We start from the raw sequence: 22551 nt of genomic DNA, 5'->3' as shown, positions 1-22551 counted from the left end.
TTCGCGCCACCTGATTTGTCCAGGTGCCCGAACACCTTTGACGTCGATCCCCTAACGGAGTGCTAAAGCGAGAAGGTCAGAAACCTCGGATTTGAATCAAACCCGTATCTATGCCCGTTTTTCCAGCTTGGCTTGATGGCGGACGGCAAATTCGCTGCGCTGCCCGTCCGCACCATAGGTGGTGAATTCCTGCCGCACGCGCCGTAACTCGGCCATGCGGTTGGCCACAGCGCGAATCCCTTCGGCGGCGCTGTTTAGTAACGCTTGGTTCCGCTCGACCTTTCTTTGCAGGCGGATCAGTTCATCACTATCAAAGACGTCAAGATCATTAATCGCACCGATCAGCTTTTCCTTTTCTGGAGCCGTATGATGCAGGCAATCCAGATCGCCCTGCACCAGCGCGTTTCGCTCAAGCTCAAGAACGTCTTCGAGTGATTTTACTAGGTCGGTTTCAGGCGTCTTTGGCATCGGTTTTCTCCATCATGGATTGGAACAGGATTTCGGACAGGCCAATGCCACCGGATCTGGCCAGCGCACGGGCCTGATGCTGAACAAGAAATGAGGCAAACTGATCTTCGCCTGCACCGCCGCCAAAGGATTGGCGCGCTTTGCCCAGCCCGGCCGATTTCAGCATCTCACTCAGAAACGCAGCCTCTAGTTCTATGGCCGCCTCCCGCAATTTCTGGGAATAGGCGGGGGGTTGAGAAGGGGAGAGAGGCGGGGAAACCTTCATTGCTTTCTCCAAAAATTGCATCCAACTTTTTCGATCAAAAGCGAAAGCAGTTAAAATAAACGTAACTTCCTGCAGGCAGGTTTCCGGTCACACAACCGGAGTCGGAGCAAAATGCCCAACCCTCTTTCAGTGATGTCATCCTCGCCAACCGCAACCGCAAAACCCCACGGGATCAATCCCGAGCAGGGGGATGAAAACGGCGCGACGTTTGAGGCCGTGCTCAATCAACACAAAGGTGAGAACAAGGAAGAAGCAGCCGCTCTTAAAGGCGCTGAATCTGAACAGGACGTCGACGTTGAAACGGACGAGGCTGTCTTGCTTGAAGATACAGAAGTGCCCGCTGATCCCAACCGGAGTGAGCGGATACCCCTTCTGGACACACGTCTTGAAGTGAGCACAAAACGCGACCCCGCCGAAACACCCGTGTCAGCTGCGTTACCCGACACGCGTAGTCCGAAAGTGCCTGAAACCGAGCAAACCGGCCAGGCCAATACGGTCGATAGACTGGATGCAGGCATCAATGATTCGCGCAAAGTTACCCCGGACTTTCAGCACAGCGCGGCATTGAGGACCGCGTCACAACCAATAGCAACGCGGGGAAAGGCGGACCTCGCGACTTCTGCGTTGCAACCTGTGGGCGTACCCCCGAAAGAGACCGCGAATCTGACCGTTCATACAGCGCGGCACCAGCGTGAAACGCAACATCCGCCGTTAAACAATCTTGCACCACCGCAAACGACCAACCCGGATCGCGCGCCGAGCATCGCCCAATTGCAGATGTTCGCGCCGGAAAAAACCCGTGCTCAGGCTGACGCGCCAACATTTCACGAGGTGGAAGACGTTCACTCCCTCAGGGCAGATTCGCCCGTTTCGGCGGGTCGGGATTCGGTATCTTCTACGCAAGTCATGGCACAGACTGCCCGGGCCGAGACAGCGCGCGCCGTCGCCGGGCAAATGGCTGCCGTCATCACCGCACAGCCGAAATCCGGTTCCGTTGAAATCGCGCTGAACCCCGAAGAACTGGGGCGGGTTTCCATCATGTTGAACGGCCGCGATGACGGATTGCATCTGACAATTTCCGCCGAGCGCCCGGAAACCCTGGAGATGATGCGGCGTCATTTGGCGGTGCTGGAGGAAGAGTTCAAAAATTTTGGCCTGGGTGATCTGTCATTTGACCTCGGGACATCCGAAGACACCGACCAGAACCAAGCCGGCCATCAGGAAGGATCGCCTGCTGAGACCGCGCAACACACCGATTCCTCTTCAAACGCGTCACCCATTCCCAAAACCGGCCCCGTTGGCCGCATCGACATGAGGTTGTGAATTTGATTTCCCCGGCCCAACCCAACGCCCAACCGTCAGCAAAAGCGCAAACCCAAGACGCGCCAAAGCAAACAGGTCTGGCATCAGACTTTGAGACATTCCTGACAATGCTGACCGTACAGGCCCAGCATCAGGATCCTTTGAAACCGTTGGATGCCTCGGAATATGCATCGCAACTGGCGCAATTCTCGATGGTCGAACAACAGGTTCAGACAAATGATTTGCTGGCGACACTTGGGCAGGCGCTGGGTGGTGCAAATCTGGATAAACTCGGCAAATGGATCGGGATGGACGTGCGAGCGCCCATGGCTTTCCAATATGAGGGCGAGCCCGTGACGCTGTTTGCCACACCTGCACCTGAGGCTGACAAGGCGGTCATAGTCATCCGCGACAGTGACGGTGCCGTTGTCGATCGTGTGGCTGTTTCCACGACCGACAATAAAACAGTTTGGACTGGTCAGGGAAGCGATGGGCAGCCTCTGGCGGCGGGAAGTTACTCGGCGACACTGGAAAGTTATGATGGCGACGAACCGTTATCGACACAGCTGGCAGAGACCTATGGCGAGGTTGTCGAAGCTCAAGTTACGGACAATCAGGTTATGCTGACCCTCGAAAGCGGGCAGGTTGTCGGTGCCGCGACGGTAACCGGGGTCAGAGCCGGAACTTGATCTGCCGGGCAGGACAGTTCAAACCTTGGCAGATTCGACTCGCTAACTGCATTGGTGAAACTCCTGCCTGCCCCAACCCACCCTCCTTCTGATCTGATCGACGATCTGCGCGCCCGCTGCCTTGTTCAGCCCGGCGCAGAGTTTCAAACGTTGTATGGCGGGCGAACAAATCAGGTCTGGAAAGTACTGGGTGGCAGCGGTGACAAGGTTCTGAAGCTGTATCGCGCTACACCGCGCAATCCAATGTTTCGCAACGATCCCGAACTCGAAGCGCAATGCCTGCGCGCCCTTGAGCCCACCGGATTTGTTCCCCGCCTGCGTGCGACCGGAACACATGATACAGGCCATTGGGTGTTCTACGATCACGCCCCCGGATCACCGTGGCAAGAAGGGCCTGAGAGTGTCGCCGGTTTGCTGCGTGAATTGCATAGGCTTGATGTTTCGGTCCAAGCGCCGGATGGCTGCAATGGCAGCAGGGATCTGGCTGAACATGCCGAACGTATTCTCAGCGTCTGCACCTCTGATACACGCGCACGGCTCGCGCAGCTGCGCCCCAAAGGCCATGTGCCCGCGACCGCACACACATGCCTGATCCATGGCGATACCGTGGCCGGAAACATCCTTGTCGCGCCGACTGGCATAACCCTGATCGACTGGCAGTGCCCGGCTTTGGGCGATCCGTGCGAGGACATTGCAATGTTCCTGTCCCCGGCCATGCAACGGCTTTACCGGGGCGCACCCCTAAGCAGCGTCGAGGAAGAGCGGTTTCTGGCTGCATATGGTCACGATGAAACTATCGCGCGATACCGGGATTTGCGCCCGTGGTATGCATGGCGCATGGCTGCCTACTGTTTGTGGCGGATCGAAAACGGAGCTGCGGATTATGCCCAAACGCTCGAACTGGAAATCACCGCGCTTTAGAGTGACAACCGATCCGCGATTGCCATGGCAGCATAGGCGGGGGGCATCAAGGCGCGCCGCCAGAACCCAAGGGGAAAGCGGCCTGGCGGCTGTGCAATCGGCGCGGGCAACTCGGTCTGTCTATCCAAAACCTCGCGGGCAAGGGCGCCTCCGCAATACGTCCCCATAGCAACGCCGTTCCCGTGATAGGCAAAGGCGGCAAACATTCCGGGTTGATCAGGAACCGGCCCGACATAAGGCGTCAACTTACGCGACAGGCACACCATTCCGGACCACATATGGGTCACATCCACATCTTTCCATTCTGGAAACATGGCCTGAAAGTCCCGACGCATTGTCCGGCGAATGGCGGCCTCGGCCCGAGGGGACGACTGTAACCCTCCGCGCATGCCGAACAGGAACCTCCGATCAGGCATCAGGCGGAAATAGTGCAGCAGGTTTCGGGTGTCATAACACATCTGCTCCGAGGTCCACCCCTGCGCTTGCAACTCAGCGTCTGTCAGGGGCCGGGTCACCAGAACCGTGGATTGCGTGGGCATGTAGCGTCCCGACAACCAGGGCGGCATATCCTCGCTGGAGTATCCGTTCGTACAAATCAGAACATTCGTGGCGCGGATGTGACCTGATCCGGATTCAATATCGAACCCGACCTGAGTTTTCCTGATGGTTTCAACCGGCGATTTCTGGAAAATCTGTACGCCCCGCGCCTGGGCGGCCCCTGCCAAGCCAAACAGATACTTTCGAGGGTTAAGGGCGAAACCAACCGGATTTGTATAGGCACCATGAAAGGAACCGCCCAGACCCAGGCGCTGCAGGTCACCAGAACCGTGCAAGACACCTGATGCTTCTGCGTTACGACGTAGCTTTTCCATCGCCCGCACCGAATGGGCCAGTTGGGTTTCCCCTTTCGAATGGGTATCGGCGTCGATCTGATGCTGTTCCAGCAAATCTGCGACAAGCTGAACAGCATCTTCTTCCGCTTGTTCGTAGGACTGCGCAGCGTCAACACCAAACCCACGGACCAAAGCCGCATGGCTCAGCTTGGACCCTCCGAGGCAGCAAAATCCGCCATTCCGGCCCGAGGCACCCCACCCCGGGGTTGCGGCCTCAAGAACCGCAACTTTCACACCTGCCTCGGCCAGATGCAGGGCTGCCGAAAGCCCCGTGAAGCCGCCGCCGACGATTGCGACGTCAACGTTCAGATGACCTTTATGGGTCGGCCAATCAGGTGCCGAAATTGTCTGATCCCACCAGCAGTCCTGGCGCGGTCCAGGCCCATAGGTGTAGTCCGGAAAAAGACGTTTCATTCGGTGCGCGCAGCGGCGAGTTCATCCTGCTTTTGCCGCACCATTGCGCGTTTCGTCACCAGCGACGCGGTGATGACGCCAACGGTAACAACCGCGATCATGATCGTGGACAAGGCATTGATCTCGGGGCTGACGCCCAGACGCACGGCCGAGAATATCTTGATCGGCAACGTTGTCGCCGACGGGCCCGAGGTAAAGGACGCGATAACCAGATCGTCCAGCGATAGGGTAAAAGCCAGCAGCCAGCCTGAAATCACCGCGGGCGCAATGATCGGCAGTGTCACAAGACGGAACGCCTGCGCTGGCGAACATCCCAGATCCAAAGCGGCCTCTTCCAGCGATTTGTCAAAGGTCACAAGACGCGAGGACACGACGACCGACACAAAGCACATCGAAAAGGTTGTGTGGGCCAGAACGATGGTCAGAATGCCCCTGTCCAGCCCAATGCCGATAAACAGCAGCAGCAACGACAGGCCGGTGATCACTTCGGGCATTACCAGAGGCGCGTAAATCATTCCGGAAAACAGTGTCCTGCCAAAAAACCGCCCGCCTCGGACCAGAACATATGCGGCAGCGGTGCCAAGAACCGTGGCCAATGTGGATGAGAACACCGCAACCCGTATTGTCACCCAGGCCGCGTTCAGAAATGCCTCATTCTGGGCAAGCTCACCGTACCATTTGGTCGAGAACCCTGCCCATACTGTGACCAGCTTGCTTTCGTTAAAGCTGAAGATGATCAGGATGACCATCGGGATATAGAGGAACGCAAAGCCCAGTGTCAGAGACACCGCGTTGAACCAACTCAGCCTGTTCATTGCTCGGCCTCCGTCTGTTTCTGCTGGTTGCGCTGGAACAGCACAATCGGGATCACGAGGATAAGCAACAACACAACGGCAACGGCACTGGCCACCGGCCAATCGCGGTTTGAGAAGAACTCTTCCCACAGCACCTTGCCGATCATTAGCGTGCTGGACCCGCCCAACAGCGACGGGATCACGAATTCACCGATCACCGGGATCATCACCAGAAAACAGCCGGCAATGATGCCAGGGCGCGACAGCGGTATAGTCACCAGCCAGAACGCCTTCAGACGTGAACAGCCCAGATCTTCGGCTGCTTCGATCAGGGATTCATCCATGCGCTCCAACGACGAATAAATCGGCAGGATCATGAAGGGCAAATAGGTGTAGACGATACCGATGTAGACGGCAGTGTTGGTGTTCAAAATGGTCAGCGGGGTCGAAATGATACCCAGCCACAACAGAATCTGGTTCAGATAGCCTTCATTGCTGAGAATTCCCATCCACGCGTAAACGCGGATCAGGAACGAAGTCCAGAACGGCAGGATCACCAGCATCATCAGCGTCGGGCGCCATTCGGCTGGCGCACGAGCCATTCCATAGGCAATCGGATAACCCACCAGCAACGTCAGAACCGTCGAGATCAGAGCGATCTTGACGCTGGACAGGTAGGCTTTCCAGTAAAGGTCATCTTCGGTCAGCCAGACGAAGTTTTCGAAATCCAACTGGCTGAAAAAGTCGGTTATCCCAGACCAGCCCTGCGACAGATCCAGTGTCGGCGTATATGGCGGGATCGCCAGTTCGACATCTGACAGCGAAATCTTCAGAACGATGAAAAACGGTATCAGAAACAGGGCCAGCAGCCAGACATAAGGAACAGCGATCAGAAGGGCGCGGCGCATCAGTTTGCCAGCAAAACCGCAGCCGTTGCCGTCCACGACAACCAGACCGGGTCTTCCCATGTAAAGGATCGGCGCGAGATGCGGCGCGTGTTGGCCGATTGCGCCTTTATAATCGTGCCATTCGGCAATTCGACGTAGTAGGTGGACAGGTTGCCCAGATAGGCGATGTCAAGCACCTTGCCCTGAACCGCGTTGATGGCATCCGCCGGGCGGTCGGCCGAGATCGTCACCTTTTCGGGGCGGATCGCCAGATGGCAGCTTTGCCCGTTCGAGAATTCTGTCGACGAGGTTGCGGTCAGCGGCGATTGCCCCTCAGCCCAGTCGATCTGGTAGGCTTCATCGCCGCTCGCGGTCGCCCGGCCCTCGATGATATTCACATCCCCGATAAAGTCAGCGACATAGACCGAGTTGGGGTTCTCATAGATCCTGTCCGGCGTCGATACCTGCATCAGCTTGCCCTGATCCATAACGGCGACGCGGCTGGCGACGGTCATCGCCTCTTCCTGATCATGGGTCACGATCACAAAGGTGGTACCGGTCTTTTCCTGAATGTCCATCAGCTCGAACTGGGTGTCCTGCCGCAATTTTTTGTCCAGCGCACCCAAGGGTTCGTCCAGCAACAGCAATTTTGGCGCTTTGGCCAGTGACCGTGCCAGCGCGACCCTCTGTCGTTGGCCACCAGAAATCTGGTGCGGTTTACGGCGGGCGAATTGCTCAAGCCGGGTCAAGCGCAACATCTCTTCCACGCGGTCTTCAAGGTCCCGCTTGGGCATGTTGTCCCGGCGCAGACCGAAGGCGATGTTCTCCCAGATACTGAGGTGAGGAAACAGCGCATAAGACTGGAACATCATGTTCACAGCCCGCTTGTTTGGCGGGATCGGGTCGATGTCCTGCCCGCCCAGCATGATGTGCCCTTCGGTAGGTTTTTCAAACCCTGCCAGCATCCTCATCATGGTCGTTTTGCCGCAACCGGATGGACCGAGCAAAGCAAAGAATTCCTGTTCGAAGATGTCCAGTGACAGGTTGTCGATCGCCGTGAATCCGCCAAAACGCTTGGTCACATTCTGGAATTGGATCAATGGTTTCGCCTGTGGATCTTCCCACGGCGCAAAGACGTTTGTGTTCAAGGCGGCCCCCGTTCGACGGTCTGATTGAAAGGGCAAGGCGGTCGGGCCGCCTTGCTCAGATACTTCGGTTCAGGTGCCCGATTTGATTTTGGTCCACAGACGGGTCACGCTCCGCTGCGTTTTGACCGGATAAGGTGTCGTGATGTACAGATTCTGCATCGTGGCATCACTCGGATAGATTGCCTGATCACCAATCACGTCTTCCTCAAGGAACTCCTGAGAAGCCTTGTTGCCATTGGCATAGTACACATAGTTCGATGCGGCAGCCATGTTGTTGGCGTCCAGAATGAAGTTCAAGAACTGGTGTGCGCCTTCCGGGTTCGGAGCATCTGCCGGGATGGCCATCTGGTCGAACCACATTAGCGAACCTTCAGCGAATGGGTGGTATTCAATTTCCACGCCATTTTCGGCCTCGGCCGCGCGATCCCGCGCTTGCAGGATGTCACCTGACCAACCGACAGCTACGCAGATATCGCCATTTGCCAGCGCGTTGATGTATTCCGAGCTGTGGAATTTCTGGATATGCGGGCGAACGCCAGCCAGGACTTCTTCGGCTTTACCGATCACATCGGTGTCATGGCTGTCCGGATCTTCACCGATATACTGCAGCACCATCGGAATAATCTCGGCCGGAGCGTCCAGGAAATGGACGCCGCACGAGGCCAGCTTTTCCATATTCTCCGGCTTCAGAACCAAGTCCATGCTGTTCAGAGCAACGTCATCGCCCAGCACTTCCTTAACCTTACCAACGTTAACGCCGAGGCCGGTCGTCCCCCACATGTAGTTGATCGAATAGGCGTTGTTAGGGTCATAGCCTGCGGTACGTTCCTGAATCACGTCCCATAGGTTTCCTGAATTCGAAAGCTTTGCTTCGTCCAATTCCTGAAAGGCGCCAGCCTGAATCTGACGCTGTAGAAACGTACCCGACGGCACAACCACGTCATAGCCTGATCCACCGGCCAGCATCTTGGTTTCCAGAACCTCGTTGCTGTCAAACACGTCGTAGATCAGGGTCAGCCCTGTCTCTTCTTCGAATTTTTTCAGTAGATCCTCGTCGATATAGTCGGACCAGTTGTAGACGCGCACCTCTTCGGCAAAAGCCGCCGAAGTCCCCAGCGCGACAATCGCTGTCATTGTCAGCGTTTTGATTGACATATTTCTCTCCCTGCAAGTGTACGGGTATTTTCCCGTTTTTTTTGATTTGATCAAGTTTTGCGTTTTCCCCCGATCCATCGTATGGTTTCACGAGGTCAGGCGTCTGGCAAGTCGACACCACGCGAAACAGGGTAAACCACTTGGATTTGATCAAAAATAAAGCATCCGGCTCGAAAGTGGATGAGGGAAAAAGACCGGCGCATGAACAGGTGTACCAAACCTTGAGATCTCAGATCATGTACGGTGATCTGGTCCCGGGACAACCCGTCACGATACAGGGTTTGACCGAATCGCTCGGGGTTGGAATGACCCCCGTCCGCGAGGCGATCCGGCGGCTGATTTCGGATGGCGCACTGGTGTTTCAGGGCAATCGGCGCGTCAGCGTACCTTTGTTGTCGGGCACCGATGTCGAGCAGATGATTTTTGCCAGAATATCAATAGAATCAGAGCTTTCCAGACGGGCAACCGCGAATCTAAAACCTGCTGATATCGATCAGCTCGAAAAGCTTGATCAGCGATTGGATCAGACCATCACAGACGGCGACGTCAGTGGTTATTTGCGCTTGAACCACCAGTTTCATGAAACGCTCTATGCGCATGCGGATGCTCCGATTCTCAACGATCTGGCCGAGCGGCTTTGGCTGCGGTTCGGCCCCTCACTACGCGTTGTCTGCGGACGGTTCGGAACACATAGCCTGCCGGATCGGCACAAGGACATCATTGCAAGCTTGCGGGCGAAAGATGCGGAAAAGGTCGCGAAAGCAACCGCTCAGGACATTGAGCAGGGTATGGAATTGATGTCGGACGCTTTGATCTCCGCCTGATTCAGGTCGATTCGATTGACACGAAAAAATTTGATCATATTGTGATGGGTAACCGCCTTTTGCAGGAGATTCTCTGATGTCGACCATCACCAATCACATGCCGACCGCCGAATTGCAGGCACTGGATGCGGCGCATCATATGCACCCGTTTTCGGCCAACGGATCATTGGGCGAGGAAGGAGCGCGCGTCATCACTCGCGCCAAAGGCGTGTACCTGACCGATAGCGAAGGCGAAGAGATTCTGGACGCCATGGCCGGTCTTTGGTGCGTCAATATCGGTTACGGTCGCGATGAACTGGCCGAGGTTGCTGCCCGTCAGATGCGTGAACTGCCCTATTACAACACGTTCTTCAAAACGACTCATATTCCGGCCATCGCTTTGGCAGCTAAGATCGCAGAACTGGCGCCGGGGGATCTGAATCACGTGTTCTTCGCGGCCGGCGGGTCCGAGGCAAATGACACCAACATTCGCCTGGTGCGCACCTATTGGGCTGAGAAGGGTCAGCCGGACAAGAACATCATCATCAGCCGCCACAATGCCTATCACGGGTCCTCCGTCGGTTCGGCCTCGCTGGGCGGTATGGCGGGCATGCATGCTCAGGGCGGCATCCCGATCCCGAACATCCACCACATCAACCAACCGAACTGGTGGGCAGAAGGCGGCGACATGGCGCCGGAAGAGTTTGGCCTGGCCCGCGCGCGTGAGCTGGAAGAAGCCATTCTGGAACTGGGCGAAGACCGCGTCGCGGCCTTTATTGCCGAACCCGTGCAGGGTGCGGGCGGGGTGATCGTTGCCCCCGATACCTACTGGCCCGAGATCCAGCGCATTTGCGACAAATACGATATCCTGTTGATCGCCGATGAGGTGATCTGCGGCTTTGGGCGCACAGGCAACTGGTTCGGGTCCGAAACCGTTGGTATCAAACCGCATATCATGACGATCGCCAAGGGCCTCAGCTCGGGTTACGCGCCCATCGGCGGATCTATCGTGAATGACGAGATTGCCGAGGTGATCGGCGGCACCGAGTTCAATCACGGCTATACCTATTCCGGCCACCCGGTCGCTGCGGCAGTCGCATTGGAGAACCTGCGCATCCTCGAAGAAGAAGGCATCGTCGACCACGTCCGCGATGTGGCCGCCCCCTATTTGAAAGAGAAATGGGAGGCCCTGGCCGATCATCCATTGGTCGGTGAGGCCAAGATCGTCGGCATGATGGCCTCAATCGCTCTGACGCCGGATAAGGCCAGCCGCGCCAAATTCGCGTCCGAGCCCGGTACGGTCGGCTACATCTGCCGCGACCGCTGCTTTGCCAACAACCTGATCATGCGCCATGTGGGCGACCGGATGATCATCTCACCCCCGCTGGTCCTGACTCCTGCGGAAATCGACGAGATGTTCGTGCGGATTCACAAGTCACTGGACGAGGCGCAGGCCGAGATCATCGCGCAGGGGCTGATGAAGGCAGCGTCATAGTCCAGATTGCTACTATTCAGTTTTAAGGGGCGCACTAGATGCGCCCCTTCTCACTTCCTGAGTCGCAATTGCCCGTCAATCGATCCAGCTCAATTGCTGAACACAACTAGATTCAATCAAATCGAGCGACAAAAAGAAGTAATTATGTATCGCGCGGCAACAATAAATTTAGCGCGCGATAAATATCTTGATTTGATGTGACTCAGATTCAAGTATGCGAATGCGACTCGGTTATTTGTATTACCTCTACCGGCGTCGCGACCCGCTCTTCTGCTGGGTCCACCTCCCGTCTACCGTAGTGAGTGCCGGTAGTCGGGAGGTTGCACAGCCAATACCTGAGAGAGTATCCGCGGCGAATACCCAGGCAATAGATCAACACCCCTACATTGTCACCGCAACGCTTCCAAGAGGTTCAGACTGGCATATCCGTCTGGCAGCAACCCCTGCGCCAATTGATACGCCCGAACAGCTTTGACTGTGTTTGGCCCTGTGCGCCCGTCGACGCCTTGGGTATCAAAGCCAGCCTCGGTCAGACGGGATTGCAGTTCCTTTTTCTCGGTGAAACTCAGCACCCTGTCACCACGCGGCCATTCGGTCTGGAACGACCCCCGTCCGGCCAGACGGTCAGACAGGTGTCCTATCCCGATCACATAGGCGTCGGCACCGTTGTATTTCTCAATCACCTTGAAATTGTCGAAGATCATCAGCGCCACGCCCTGCCCTCCGGCAGGCAACAGGATCGCCGCTTGCCCGTGATCCGAAATTTGGGTGCCGTTCGCCGCCACCACACCACGTGCGGCCCATTGCGAGGGCATCAATGTGTGATCCCGCCTTGCGGTGGAATAGTCGAACCCTTTGGGCAGGGTCACCTCAACGCCCCACGGCTGCCCCTTGGTCCACCCATGCTGCGCCAGATAGGCGGCGGCCGAGGCCAGCGCATCGGTTGGATCGTCCGACCAGATATCGCGCCGCCCGTCCCCGTCGAAATCAACCGCATGGTCCAGAAACGAGGTTGGCATGAATTGCGTATGCCCCATCGCCCCGGCCCAACTGCCCATCATATTGCGCGGGCTGACGTCGCCCGCCTGAATGATCTGCAATGCGGCGATTAACTGGGTTTCGAAAAACTGCGCCCGCCGTGCGTCAAACGCCAATGTTGCCAGAGATCGAATGGTGTGGTCGCTGCCCCGAAACGTTCCAAACGACGTCTCAAGCCCCCAGATCGCTGTCACAACCTCTTTTTCGACGCCGTATTTGGCTTCGATGCGGGTAAGTGCGTCGCGATGGCGCTCCAACCCCACCCGGCCGTTTCTGATGCGCGTGTCTGAGGCGGCAGAATCCAAATACTCCCAAATGGGCTTCGAAAACTCTGCCTGGTTGCGGTCGCGCCTGATCACGTCCTTATCGTAGGTCAAACCCGCCAGCGAGCTGTCCAGTGTTGAGGCTGATATCCCCTGCTCGGACGCCCGTTCACGAAGTGCTCCAAGCCACGCCTGAAACCGCGCGTTTCCTTCTGTCGACACCCGGTACTCCTTAGCTGAGGGTCGTAAAACTGGCCGGATCGATATCGCCACGCCAGCTGACGCCAGCTGTATGGCCTGTGACCCGCCCAGAGTATTGATAGAGTCCGCCTGCACAATGGATGCCCATAATGCGGCGGTCATAACGCCACCTATGCATTTACGCATTCCGAATTTTCCTGGTTACTGCTCGACTTCAGAGTACCGCAAAATTCGCGTTTTCCAAAGCGTTCAGCTTGACCCCTCGCGATCTTTTGCTTTGTGTTCCGCACGAATTCCGGCAAGTGCCTCACGCAGCAAAGGGATGCGGTTTGGTCTAAAGCTTTCGCCTGTAACGGACATTTCGCGTATCCGGTCCAGCCGGAAGACGCGAAAGTCCTGCCTCAGATGGCACCAGGAAATCAAAACGCTGGCGCGGTCCATATAGACGATACTCAGCGGGTTCACCTTACGGCGCGTGTCATCGCCCTTGGCATCGGTGTAGGCAAACTCGATCGTGCGTTCGTCCCATGTGGCCTGCCGCAGGTCAGCCACCGCGATGGTGGGCTTGGCTGGGCGATCAAAGCGCGTTGCTGTCAGCACTGCATGGGACAGGCGGTGTGATTGGCGCTGCGGCAATCGCCCCTGCAATTTGCGCAACGTATTGCTGGCGGCGTCTGCCAACCCAGGATCACCAATGGCCTGAACCTCTCGCAGCCCCAAAACCAGCGCTTCAAGCTCATCATCTGTGAACCCAAGCGGTGGCAGGGTTGCGTCTTCGATCAGAGTAAAGCCAAAACCGGCCTCACCGTCGATCACCGCTCCAAGCCCACGCAACGACTCAATATCGCGATGAACCGTACGCGGCGAGACGCCCAGATCCTGCGCCAGTTGTTGGGAGGTCCTCGGCGAAGGACCAGAGCGCAAGGCTTGCATCAATTGGAACAGGCGGGCGGTTCGGGACATAGTGCAGAATAATCTAAACCTGATGACAGAAGCTGTCATCAGGAAAAGCTATTCCTCGGGCATCCCGAATTTGGAGCCTCCGATGTTGACCCTTATGATTTACCCTTCGGCCTTTGGCCTGTTCAGCGCCAGCCCCTTTTGCGTCAAGGCCGCTTACATGCTGGAACATGCGGGCCAGCGTTGGCAGCGGTCCGATATGTTGGACCCCCGCAAGATGCCCCATCAGAAACTGCCGGTTCTGCGCACGCAAGAACGCCTTGTCCCCGACAGCGACCTGATCCGCGATTGGCTTGAGGCGCAGGGCGCAAACTTCGACATTGGGCTAAGCGACATACAAAAGGCGCAGGCACGAACGCTGATCCGCTTGGCAGAGGAACACATCTATTTTCAGGTCGTCCAGGACAGATGGGCCAATGACGAAGTTTGGCCATTTCTGCGCAAGACCTTCTTTTCGGTTATTCCTGCGTTGATCCGAACGCCAGTGTCGAACTCAATCCGGAAAAAGGTCGTCCAGGGATTGGTGTTTCAGGGTGTCGGCCGCTTCTCTCCCACTGAGCGTCAGGATCGATTGGAGCGGGACCTTGAAGCGATATCCGCTTATTTGTGGCAATCGCCGTACCTTCTGGGCGACCGGCCAACCTCAGCAGATATGAGCGTTGGGCCCATGTTGGCTGCAATGCGCGCAACACCGGTGGAAACCCCGCTGACCCAGCGGATCAAACAGGATAGGCTGCTCAACGACTACGTGGACCGAATGGAGCAGGCAATACCGCTGCCATGACACCTTTTGACGACCCTGCAGTGCTAACCGCCTTTGAAGCGTTCCCCAAGGACACCCGTTCGGGTGTCCTCGTCTTGCGCGAGCTGGTGTTTTCAACCGCCGGGACTTTGCCTAAAGCCCAGCCATTGAATGAAGCACTGCGGTGGGGTCAACCCGCCTATCTGGCGCCCAAAGGGTCAACCATCCGGCTGGGCGGGCACAAAGCGGCATCCTTTGCGCTGTTTGTGCATTGTCAAAGCCGGTTGATGGGTGATTTCACCACCGCTTTTCCGGGCGAAGATCGGATCGATGGCAACCGGGCCATTCTGTTTGATGACCCGGATCAGATTGATGAAACCCGGCATGGCTGGCTGATCGCACGGGCGCTGACCTATCACCTTTGACGACGTTTGCGTTCAACCTTGCGCTTGATCTTGTCCTTCTTGCGCTTGGTGCTGACCGCCTTGCGCCGTGCGCCCCCGCGCTTAGCGGGCCCGCCTCCGCGCGGCAGGGCCTGGTCATCGATGGACAGCAGCTCCAACTCGAGCCCGCCGGTAACGGGCGTGGCTTCGGTCAGGCGCACGGTGACACGCTGACCGATGGCGATGATCAAACCGGTGTCTGATCCCATCAGCGTGCCGGCTTCGCGGTCGAAATGGAAAAACTCGCGCCCCAGTGACCGGACGGGCACCAGGCCGTCCGCGCCGGTTTCGTCCATCTTCACAAATGCACCGAACCGGGCAATTCCGCTGATACGACCGCTGAACTCATTGCCCACACGCTCGCTCAGATAAGCGGCAAGATAGCGATCCGTCGTATCCCGCTCGGCCATCATCGAGCGGCGCTCGGTGTCCGAGATATGCGTTGCCGTTTCATCGAGCCGCGCGATTTCATCCTCGGTCAACCCGTCGTCACCCCAGCCATGCGCCGTGATCAACGCCCGGTGCACGATCAGGTCCGCGTAACGACGAATGGGAGAAGTGAAATGCGCATAGTTGCGCAACGCTAACCCGAAATGGCCGAAATTCTCGGGATTGTAATAAGCCTGTGCCATTGAGCGCAAAGTTGAAAGGTTGATCAGCTCTGCATCCTCTGTCCCGGCAGCCGCGTTCAGCAATGCATTCAGGTGCCGGGTTTGCAGCACCTGACCCTTAGCCAAATTTAGGCCCGCAGCCTGCGCGGTTTCCCGCAGGCTTTCCAGCTTTTCTTGCACCGGTTCCTCGTGCACACGGAACAGCAACGGGCGTCGCTTGGCGATCAATGTCTCGGCGGCGGCGACATTGGCGAGGATCATGAACTCCTCGATCAGCTTGTGCGCGTCCAAGCGGTCGCGGAAGGCCACGCTTTGGACCTCACCCGCGTTGCTGAGAACGATCTTGCGTTCGGGCAAGTCCAGTTCCAGCGGTTGCCGTTCTGCCCGTGCTTTCTTAAGCGCGGCATAGGCATCATAGAGCGGCTTCAACACAGGCTCTAACAAAGGTCCTGTGCGGTCGTTTGGATTGCCGTCGATAGCGTCTTGAACTTCGACATAGTGCAGCGAGGCGGCCGAGCGCATGAGACCACGTACAAAGCGATGAGCAATCTTGTTTCCATCCGCATCGATCTGCATCCGAACAGCGATACAGGCGCGCGGAACGCCTTCGTGCAGCGAACACAGGTCTCCAGAGAGGCGATCCGGTAGCATTGGCACCACCCGATCCGGGAAGTAGCTGGAGTTGCCGCGCTTGCGCGCCTCACGATCCAGCGCGGTACCGGGCTGCACATAGGCCGCAACGTCGGCGATGGCGACCCAGATCACATGCCCGCCAGGATTCTTGGGGTCATCATCGGCATGCGCATAACAGGCATCGTCATGATCCCGTGCGTCAGATGGGTCGATGGTCAGCAAAGGCATATCCCGCAGGTCTTCGCGGCCTTTCAACCCGACAGGTTTGGCCTTATCGGCTTCGGCAATCACCTTGTCAGGGAAATCATCCGGAATGCCGTGCTGATGAATTGCAATCAGTGACACAGCCTTGGGTGCCGATGGATCACCCAGCCGTTCCACTATACGCGCAGGTGGCAGACCCATGCGATTCTTTGGCCCGGCCTGTTCAGCCTCGACCAATTCTCCATCCTTGGCACCCAATACGGCCCCATCAGGAACCAGCCATTCGGTCTGACCGGCCTTGTCGATGGGCACGATCCGTCCGCCTTCCGCCCCTTTGCGAAAGATGCCCACGATCTTGCGCGGGTTCGTTCCGACACGTCGGATCAGGCGTGCTTCGTAATTGTGGTCTTCTTCATGCACAACCGTGAGGCGGGCCAGAATGCGGTCGCCCTCGCCCAGCGCAGGATCGCTGGCACGGGTGATGAGCAGAATGATCGGCTCGACCCCTTCGCCATGCCATTCCAAGGGCCGTGCGAACAGATCACCATCCGAGTTCGGTGCCTTCACCTGCAGCACACTGACCGGTGGCAGGCGGTCCGGGTCGCGATAGCTGCGCTTGCGCTTTTCCAGATGCCCCTCGGCCTCTAGCTCTTTCAGGATGCGTTTCAGATCGATCCGGTCCGCGCCCTTGATACCAAAGGCTTTGGCGATATCGCGTTTCGAGGTCAGGGTGGGGTTCGCCGAGATCCAATCGAGGACCTCCTGCTTGGTAGGTATGCGAGTCATACCTCCGGCCTATCACGGGCATGCGACCGCGTCATGACCAAAAAGTTCAGGGCGTCAAGTCAGCCACCGTATCAACGTCGCGCAGATGGTCCAGCAATCCTACGCGGCACCCCGGAACTGAGGCCAGAGTGTCAGCCAGCGCAGTTTCAGTAGACCAGCGTACATTACGGAACAGGCTTTTCGGCAACGCCTTGTACCGCTGAGCCCCTACCAACCAATAGCCACCGTCCGGCGCAGGGCCAAATACAAATTCCGACTGTCCCAATTCCTTGAAGGCTCGTGCGATATGCTGGGATGTGATCCCGGGAATGTCCGCGCCGATCAGACAAACCGGTCCCTGCGGCATGCCGCGCAACATGCGCCCCATGCGGTCGCCCAGATCGCCTCGCCCTTGCGCCGCGCGGGGCAGATCAACGGGCCAGATGCGGCTGGTCAGACCTTCGCGATCCGGGGCGACGGCAAGCACTATCTGCCAGCGTGGGTCCCGCAAACGCCGGATCAGCGCGCGTGTCTGATGGCGAAACCACCATGCAGCACCAACCATGCCGATGTCGCGCCCCAGCCGCGTCTTGACCCGACCCGGGCGAGGTTCTTTCACCATGATGACCAATGTGCGCTGCATGGTTCAGGCGAAATAGTCCCGAAGGATGCGCGTGTAGATCGCCTTGAGCTGTTCGATCTGCGCCACCTCGACGCATTCATCGACCTGATGCATCGTTCGGCCGACAAGGCCGAACTCAACCACTGGGCAATGGTCTTTGACAAACCGCGCATCCGAGGTGCCACCTGTTGTCGACATCTCGGGGCGCACACCGGTTTCGGTCTCGACCGCTTTCGCGACCAGATCAGACAGGGGGCCGGGTGGGGTCAGAAAGCTCTCGCCTGAGATCTTGATCCGAACGTTGATCGCGACATCGTAGGTTTCAGCCACGGCTTTGGCTTCCGCTTTCAGCCAATCGCTGAGGCTGGCACCCGAATGCAGATCGTTAAAGCGAATGTTCACCGCCCCGGTACATTGCGCCGGAATCACGTTGGTTGCTGCGTTGCCCGTGTCAATACTCACAACGGCCAGGGTTGAGGCATCGAAATGGTCCGATCCCTGGTCCAGTTCGTGGCTGGCCAGCTGATGCATCAAACGCGCCATGGCGGGCAGAGGGTTTTTGGCCCGGTGCGGATAGGCCGAATGCCCCTGCTCACCGGTCACCGTGAACCAGGCGGTCATCGAACCACGCCGCCCGATTTTCATCATCTCGCCCATTGTGTTTGGGCAGGTCGGCTCACCCACCAAACAGGCAGACATGCGTTCTCCTGCCTTGGACATGTAATCAAGCAGTGCCGTAGTGCCATCCACCGCGTCCGCCTCTTCATCGCCCGTGATCGCAAGAATAATCGCCCCGTTCGGGGGTGTGTCGCGCACGAAATCCACAGCGGCCGCCGCAAAGGCCGCCACGCCGGATTTCATGTCTGTGGCCCCGCGCCCATACATCACACCTTCGCGGATTTCTGCACCGAACGGGGGCATCGTCCAAGCCGCTTCGTCCCCCACAGGGACAACGTCTGTATGCCCGTTGAACCCAAAGCTGCGCGGATGGGCTATCGGCCCCCAGCGCGCGTACAAATTGCTGACATCGCCCCGGTCCACGCGGGTACAGTCGAAGCCTGCGTCGGACAGAAGCTTCTCCAACAACACAAGCGCGCCACCTTCCTCAGGTGTGACTGATGGGCAACGGATCAGGTCCGCCGTCAACTTCACCGGATCTGTCATTTCTGGGCCCTTTTGGTTGGTTCAATCGCGGGATCGTGCACAGATTCAACGAATTGGACCAATTGCCAACCCCTCGCCACTGGTTTCCGGGCGCTTTTTTTCGCGAGTCTTGAAATGACACCCCAATAAAACATGGCGGTTTACCTTGCGGCCACCTTGCCGTGCCTTTCAAATCTGCGTTAGAGGGCCGCGAAACAGGTGAATTGACGATGATACGTGCGCTTCTCGTTTGGATCTGCCTGACTTTCGCCGTTCTTGCACAGCAAAGCCAGGCGCAGACGCTTTCGGTCACGACCGTGACCCGCCCCCCGTTTTCCTATGTCGAGGACGGGACCCAAACCGGTTTTTCAATGGACCTGCTACAAGCCTTGTCCGAGGCACTGAATTGGGACTACTCGGTCACCAGGGTCGAGGCCTTCAGCGATATGCTGGGTGCTGTGCAGGAAGGAACCGCGGACCTGGCTGTGGCCAATATCTCGATCACGGCTGCGCGTGAAACGCAGATGGATTTCAGCCAGCCCATATTCGAGGCCGGTCTGCAGATCATGGTGCCATCGGATGCAGCGCGCAGGCCATCGCTGCTGCACGCTTTGCTGTCTGTTGAATTGTTCATCGCCATCGGACTGGCCTTTGCGATCCTGCTTGGCGGCGGGATGCTGATGTGGGGGTTTGAGCGTCGGGCCCAGCCGTATTTCGACCGTAAGCTGAATGAGGCATGGTTCCCGTCCTTTTGGTGGGCGCTGAATCTTGTGGTCAATGGTGGGTTCGAGGAACGCATGCCGCGCACACCGTTCGGACGGTTGCTGGGCGTGGTTCTGGTGGTGTCCTCACTGTTCATCGTATCGGTCTTCACAGCGCGCATCACGTCGGTCATGACAGTGGATGCCATCAGCGGCAACGTGAACTCGGTCAACGATCTTTATGGCAAACAGGTGGGCACAATCTCGAACTCAACTGCCGCAAACTTCCTGAACCGGCGCGAGATCGAGTTTTCCGGTTATGAAAACCTGGATGATGTGCTGACCGCATTCCAAGATAAGGAGTTGGACGCCGTTGTCTTTGACGCGCCGATCCTGTCCTATTACGCGGCGCATGAAGGACGTCGGATCGCATCGATGACAGGTGGCGTTTTCCTACGCGAGAACTACGGGATTGCGTTCCCAACCGGCTCGCCATTGGTCGAGGACGTGAACCAGGCTCTGCTCGCGCTGCGCGAAGACGGCACCTATGATGAAATTTACCGCAAATGGTTCGGGGTGCGAAACTAAGCCGGTTCTTCATCCCCGAAAAACGGCGTCATTTGCGCCACGATAACGGCGTTTTCGTCCAAGGCCCGCTGCATCAGGTCGCGTTCGTCCGGGTCGATGTCGTGCCCCTGCGCCTCACGCTCGGCCAGAGTTCCATAACCGGTGACGTCCAGTGGCGCAGTGTCGGCCTGTTTCAGGATCGCCACGGTTTCACGCACCGCTTCAGCCTCATCCACGCCGCTAGCAAAACACATCAGCGCTGCTCCGGTCGCACCTTCGGGCAGACCGTCGCCTTCTTTGCGGCCAATCTGAACGAGCAATGTATAAACTTGCTGACGGGACGGTTTCTTTTGCTTTTCCATGCAGGGGGCCATAGCCGCGCGCCTGTCCGTGGTCAAGCAGCCGGGAATTGCGGGAAGCCCCCAGCACGTCCATAGTACCCGCGAAAACCCATTTCAAACTGCAAAGGATTTTTCATGGCCTACCCAGATTTCATCACAGACTTCCCTAGCCTCGACGTCCCATTCCCCGAGGACGTGGTGCAAACCGCCGTCATCCGGTCAGATGCGGGTTTGGTCGCGTTCTTCACCTTCCTCAAGGATTTCGAACTGCCACCGCATTCACACAAGGCGCAATGGGGCACGGTGGTCGAGGGCGAGGTTGAACTGACAATAGGCGGAGAAACTAAGACCTATCGCCCCGGCGACAGTTACTCGATCCCGTCTGGTGTTGAACACGGCGGGAAAATCAAAGCCGGAAGCCGCGTGATCGACGTGTTTGAGGAACCCGACCGCTATCCAGTCAAAGGATAAACAAAAAAAGGGCTGCAGCGAGATACGCTACAGCCCCGTTTCAAATCCGCACTTGATTTAGTCGCGCAGCAGTTCGTTAATCCCGGTTTTCGAACGAGTTTTCTCGTCCACGCGCTTTACGATCACGGCGCAATACAGGTTGACGTTGTTCTTGGACGGCATCGAACCCGCGACAACCACCGAATATGGCGGCACTTCGCCGTAAGTGACTTCGCCGGTTTCGCGATCCACGATCTTGGTGGATTTGCCAATAAAGACACCCATGCCCAAAACCGAGCCTTCGCGCACGATGCAGCCTTCGACCACTTCCGAGCGTGCGCCGATAAAGCAATTGTCTTCGATGATGGTCGGGCCGGCCTGCATCGGTTCCAGAACGCCGCCGATGCCAACACCGCCTGACAGGTGTACGTTTTTACCAATCTGCGCGCAGGAACCAACGGTGGCCCATGTGTCCACCATAGTGCCTTCGTCGACATAGGCGCCCAAATTCACGAAGGACGGCATCAGAACCACACCGGGTGCGACATAGGCCGATTTGCGAACAACACAGTTCGGCACCGCGCGGAAACCGGCTGCGCGCCACTGGTTTTCACCCCAGCCGGCGAACTTGCTGTCCACTTTGTCCCACCAGCCGCCATCCTGTGGACCGCCGGTCTGGATTTCCATATCCTTGATGCGAAAGCCCAGCAGAACTGCCTTCTTGGCCCACTGGTTCACATGCCAATCACCGTTATCCAGCTTTTCAGCAACCCGCAGCGAACCGCTGTCCAACGCGGCCAGCGTATCCTCGATCGCCTCGCGTCGTTCGCCGGTGGTGGCGGGCGTAATGGTGTCGCGCGCCTCCCAGGCGGCTTCGATAGCGGTTTCCAGTTGCGCGTTGGACATCGGATGGCTCCCTGCAGAATCTGTTCACGTTTGTTTGGCCTATACGCAACTGCACCTCGCGGTGCAATGCGACGCAGGAGGTACGATTTGCGGCTAGGTTGACCTGTGATCAGCTTGCGCGGCGGATATGGCGCGTCAGAATGGCCGTCGCCGTGGCCGCGTCCTTGCGCTTGAGCGCCTGAACGATGGCTGCGTGGTCACCATCCGCACGGTGTACCCACTTGGGGCGCCAATGGGCAAACAGGTGGCGCGCGCCGGCGATATGCAGGTCATCAATCGCATGCAGTAGGCGTGGCAACCCGCACGGCGTCAGGATCGAGCGATGAAAGGTACGGTTGCACGCTTCCCACTCGGGCATCGTTTGCGCAGCATCACAGGCGATCCGAGCATCATCCGCCTCTTTAAGCGCGCCAGGCGTCATATTCTGTACCGAATGCTGCAAGGCCAGGGATTCCAACGCGACACGCATTTCAACCACTTCGCGCACTTCTGCCGGGTCCAGCGCCGAAACACGCATACCGCGGCGCGGCTCACTTTGGGCCAACCCGTGCGCTTCCAGACGCAGCAAAGCCTCGCGCACCGGTACATGGCTGGTCTCAAAGGCCCGTGCGATGTGATCCTGACGCAGTTTTTCACCGGCAAGCAATTCGCCGGTGATGATCTTCTGTCTAAGGTTTTGGTAGATTGTGTCGGCGATCGTAGTGGTCATAGATTATCGATAAAATCC

Annotated in this window: 24 protein-coding genes; 9 read left to right on the top strand and 15 right to left on the bottom strand. The window is 57.7% G+C overall.

The features are described 5' to 3' along the window. Nucleotides 1–108 precede the first annotated feature (108 nt). A complete protein-coding gene (locus QMP16_RS14415; RefSeq protein WP_282152945.1) occupies nt 109–468 on the bottom strand; it encodes a flagellar biosynthesis protein FlgN in 360 nt (119 codons plus the stop codon). Continuing rightward, nucleotides 452–733: a rod-binding protein gene (locus tag QMP16_RS14410; protein ID WP_282152944.1), complete on the bottom strand. Its 282-nt coding sequence runs from the start codon at nt 731–733 to the stop codon at nt 452–454. Before QMP16_RS14410 ends, QMP16_RS14415 begins: the two co-directional genes overlap by 17 nt. A gap of 111 nt (nt 734–844) precedes the next feature. Here QMP16_RS14410 and QMP16_RS14405 point away from each other — a divergent pair, with 111 nt between their 5' ends. Genes QMP16_RS14405 through QMP16_RS14395 form a run of 3 tightly spaced genes read left to right on the top strand, consistent with a single transcriptional unit; the run spans nt 845 to nt 3645 of the window. Continuing rightward, entirely contained in the window at nt 845–2056 is a 1212-nt protein-coding gene (locus tag QMP16_RS14405; RefSeq protein ID WP_282152943.1) for a flagellar hook-length control protein FliK, read from the top strand. Beyond that, nucleotides 2053–2724, top strand: coding sequence for a flagellar hook capping FlgD N-terminal domain-containing protein (locus QMP16_RS14400; protein WP_282152942.1), 672 nt, complete (start codon nt 2053–2055; stop codon nt 2722–2724). The genes QMP16_RS14405 and QMP16_RS14400 overlap by 4 nt, the downstream gene beginning before the upstream one ends. A 54-nt stretch (nt 2725–2778) precedes the next feature. After that, on the top strand, nt 2779–3645 hold the full coding sequence (locus QMP16_RS14395) for a phosphotransferase family protein (protein WP_282152941.1): 867 nt from the start codon (nt 2779–2781) through the stop codon (nt 3643–3645). Here QMP16_RS14395 and QMP16_RS14390 read toward each other — a convergent pair. The 5 genes from QMP16_RS14390 to QMP16_RS14370 form a co-directional block, all read right to left on the bottom strand. After that, nucleotides 3642–4952, bottom strand: a complete 1311-nt coding sequence (locus QMP16_RS14390) for an NAD(P)/FAD-dependent oxidoreductase (RefSeq protein ID WP_282152940.1) — start codon at nt 4950–4952, stop codon at nt 3642–3644. The genes QMP16_RS14395 and QMP16_RS14390 overlap by 4 nt on opposite strands. Then, nucleotides 4949–5767: an ABC transporter permease gene (locus tag QMP16_RS14385; protein ID WP_058272596.1), complete on the bottom strand. Its 819-nt coding sequence runs from the start codon at nt 5765–5767 to the stop codon at nt 4949–4951. The genes QMP16_RS14390 and QMP16_RS14385 overlap by 4 nt, the downstream gene beginning before the upstream one ends. Next, the gene (locus QMP16_RS14380) at nt 5764–6654 is read right to left on the bottom strand and encodes an ABC transporter permease subunit (protein ID WP_108861206.1); all 891 of its coding nucleotides are present in this window, start codon (nt 6652–6654) and stop codon (nt 5764–5766) included. Before QMP16_RS14380 ends, QMP16_RS14385 begins: the two co-directional genes overlap by 4 nt. Further along, on the bottom strand, nt 6654–7781 hold the full coding sequence (locus QMP16_RS14375) for an ABC transporter ATP-binding protein (RefSeq protein ID WP_282152939.1): 1128 nt from the start codon (nt 7779–7781) through the stop codon (nt 6654–6656). Before QMP16_RS14375 ends, QMP16_RS14380 begins: the two co-directional genes overlap by 1 nt. 69 nt (nt 7782–7850) lie before the next feature. Next, nucleotides 7851–8936 (bottom strand): polyamine ABC transporter substrate-binding protein, encoded by a 1086-nt coding sequence (locus QMP16_RS14370; protein ID WP_113791802.1) that lies wholly within the window; start codon nt 8934–8936, stop codon nt 7851–7853. Nucleotides 8937–9076: 140 nt separating this feature from the next. On the opposite strand from QMP16_RS14370, the gene QMP16_RS14365 reads away from it, so the two are divergent. After that, nucleotides 9077–9760 (top strand): GntR family transcriptional regulator, encoded by a 684-nt coding sequence (locus QMP16_RS14365; protein ID WP_282152938.1) that lies wholly within the window; start codon nt 9077–9079, stop codon nt 9758–9760. 76 nt (nt 9761–9836) lie between these two features. Next, nucleotides 9837–11234, top strand: coding sequence for an aspartate aminotransferase family protein (locus tag QMP16_RS14360; protein WP_282120351.1), 1398 nt, complete (start codon nt 9837–9839; stop codon nt 11232–11234). Nucleotides 11235–11623: 389 nt separating this feature from the next. Here the strand turns inward: QMP16_RS14360 and QMP16_RS14355 are convergent, their stop codons facing one another. Both QMP16_RS14355 and QMP16_RS14350 read right to left on the bottom strand, forming a co-directional pair. Further along, the gene (locus QMP16_RS14355) at nt 11624–12922 is read right to left on the bottom strand and encodes a lytic murein transglycosylase (RefSeq protein ID WP_282152937.1); all 1299 of its coding nucleotides are present in this window, start codon (nt 12920–12922) and stop codon (nt 11624–11626) included. Nucleotides 12923–12985: 63 nt separating this feature from the next. Further along, the gene (locus QMP16_RS14350) at nt 12986–13699 is read right to left on the bottom strand and encodes a helix-turn-helix transcriptional regulator (RefSeq protein ID WP_282152936.1); all 714 of its coding nucleotides are present in this window, start codon (nt 13697–13699) and stop codon (nt 12986–12988) included. Between the two features lies 1 nt (nt 13700). Between QMP16_RS14350 and QMP16_RS14345 the strand changes: the two genes are divergently transcribed. Both QMP16_RS14345 and QMP16_RS14340 read left to right on the top strand, forming a co-directional pair. Beyond that, nucleotides 13701–14480: a glutathione S-transferase family protein gene (locus QMP16_RS14345; protein ID WP_348774602.1), complete on the top strand. Its 780-nt coding sequence runs from the start codon at nt 13701–13703 to the stop codon at nt 14478–14480. Beyond that, nucleotides 14477–14863, top strand: coding sequence for a DUF1801 domain-containing protein (locus QMP16_RS14340; protein WP_282152935.1), 387 nt, complete (start codon nt 14477–14479; stop codon nt 14861–14863). The genes QMP16_RS14345 and QMP16_RS14340 overlap by 4 nt, the downstream gene beginning before the upstream one ends. Here QMP16_RS14340 and rnr read toward each other — a convergent pair. From rnr to dapE, 3 genes are read right to left on the bottom strand one after another with little or no spacing between them, the layout of a single operon-like run. Further along, nucleotides 14854–17115: a ribonuclease R gene (rnr, locus tag QMP16_RS14335; protein ID WP_282152934.1), complete on the bottom strand. Its 2262-nt coding sequence runs from the start codon at nt 17113–17115 to the stop codon at nt 14854–14856. The two genes, QMP16_RS14340 and rnr, sit on opposite strands and share 10 nt — an antisense overlap. Nucleotides 17116–17161: 46 nt before the next feature. Beyond that, a complete protein-coding gene (locus QMP16_RS14330; protein ID WP_282152933.1) occupies nt 17162–17737 on the bottom strand; it encodes a TIGR04282 family arsenosugar biosynthesis glycosyltransferase in 576 nt (191 codons plus the stop codon). A gap of 3 nt (nt 17738–17740) precedes the next feature. Next, on the bottom strand, nt 17741–18880 hold the full coding sequence (gene dapE, locus QMP16_RS14325) for a succinyl-diaminopimelate desuccinylase (RefSeq protein WP_282152932.1): 1140 nt from the start codon (nt 18878–18880) through the stop codon (nt 17741–17743). 209 nt (nt 18881–19089) lie between these two features. Here dapE and QMP16_RS14320 point away from each other — a divergent pair, with 209 nt between their 5' ends. Beyond that, nucleotides 19090–20148, top strand: coding sequence for a transporter substrate-binding domain-containing protein (locus QMP16_RS14320; protein WP_282152931.1), 1059 nt, complete (start codon nt 19090–19092; stop codon nt 20146–20148). On the opposite strand, the gene QMP16_RS14315 is transcribed toward QMP16_RS14320, so the two are convergent. After that, nucleotides 20145–20489, bottom strand: a complete 345-nt coding sequence (locus QMP16_RS14315) for a hypothetical protein (protein ID WP_058279829.1) — start codon at nt 20487–20489, stop codon at nt 20145–20147. The two genes, QMP16_RS14320 and QMP16_RS14315, sit on opposite strands and share 4 nt — an antisense overlap. A 114-nt stretch (nt 20490–20603) precedes the next feature. Between QMP16_RS14315 and QMP16_RS14310 the strand changes: the two genes are divergently transcribed. Continuing rightward, nucleotides 20604–20939: a cupin domain-containing protein gene (locus QMP16_RS14310; protein WP_109310629.1), complete on the top strand. Its 336-nt coding sequence runs from the start codon at nt 20604–20606 to the stop codon at nt 20937–20939. 57 nt (nt 20940–20996) lie between these two features. On the opposite strand, the gene dapD is transcribed toward QMP16_RS14310, so the two are convergent. Next, entirely contained in the window at nt 20997–21824 is an 828-nt protein-coding gene (gene dapD, locus QMP16_RS14305; RefSeq protein ID WP_282152930.1) for a 2,3,4,5-tetrahydropyridine-2,6-dicarboxylate N-succinyltransferase, read from the bottom strand. Nucleotides 21825–21933: 109 nt separating this feature from the next. After that, nucleotides 21934–22533 (bottom strand): GntR family transcriptional regulator, encoded by a 600-nt coding sequence (locus QMP16_RS14300; protein WP_058279708.1) that lies wholly within the window; start codon nt 22531–22533, stop codon nt 21934–21936. Between the last annotated feature and the right edge of the window lie 18 nt (nt 22534–22551).

The organism is Ruegeria atlantica, from assembly GCF_947495585.1.
GTDB lineage: Bacteria > Pseudomonadota > Alphaproteobacteria > Rhodobacterales > Rhodobacteraceae > Ruegeria > Ruegeria atlantica_G.
This window is presented reverse-complemented; position numbering and strand designations above follow the sequence as displayed.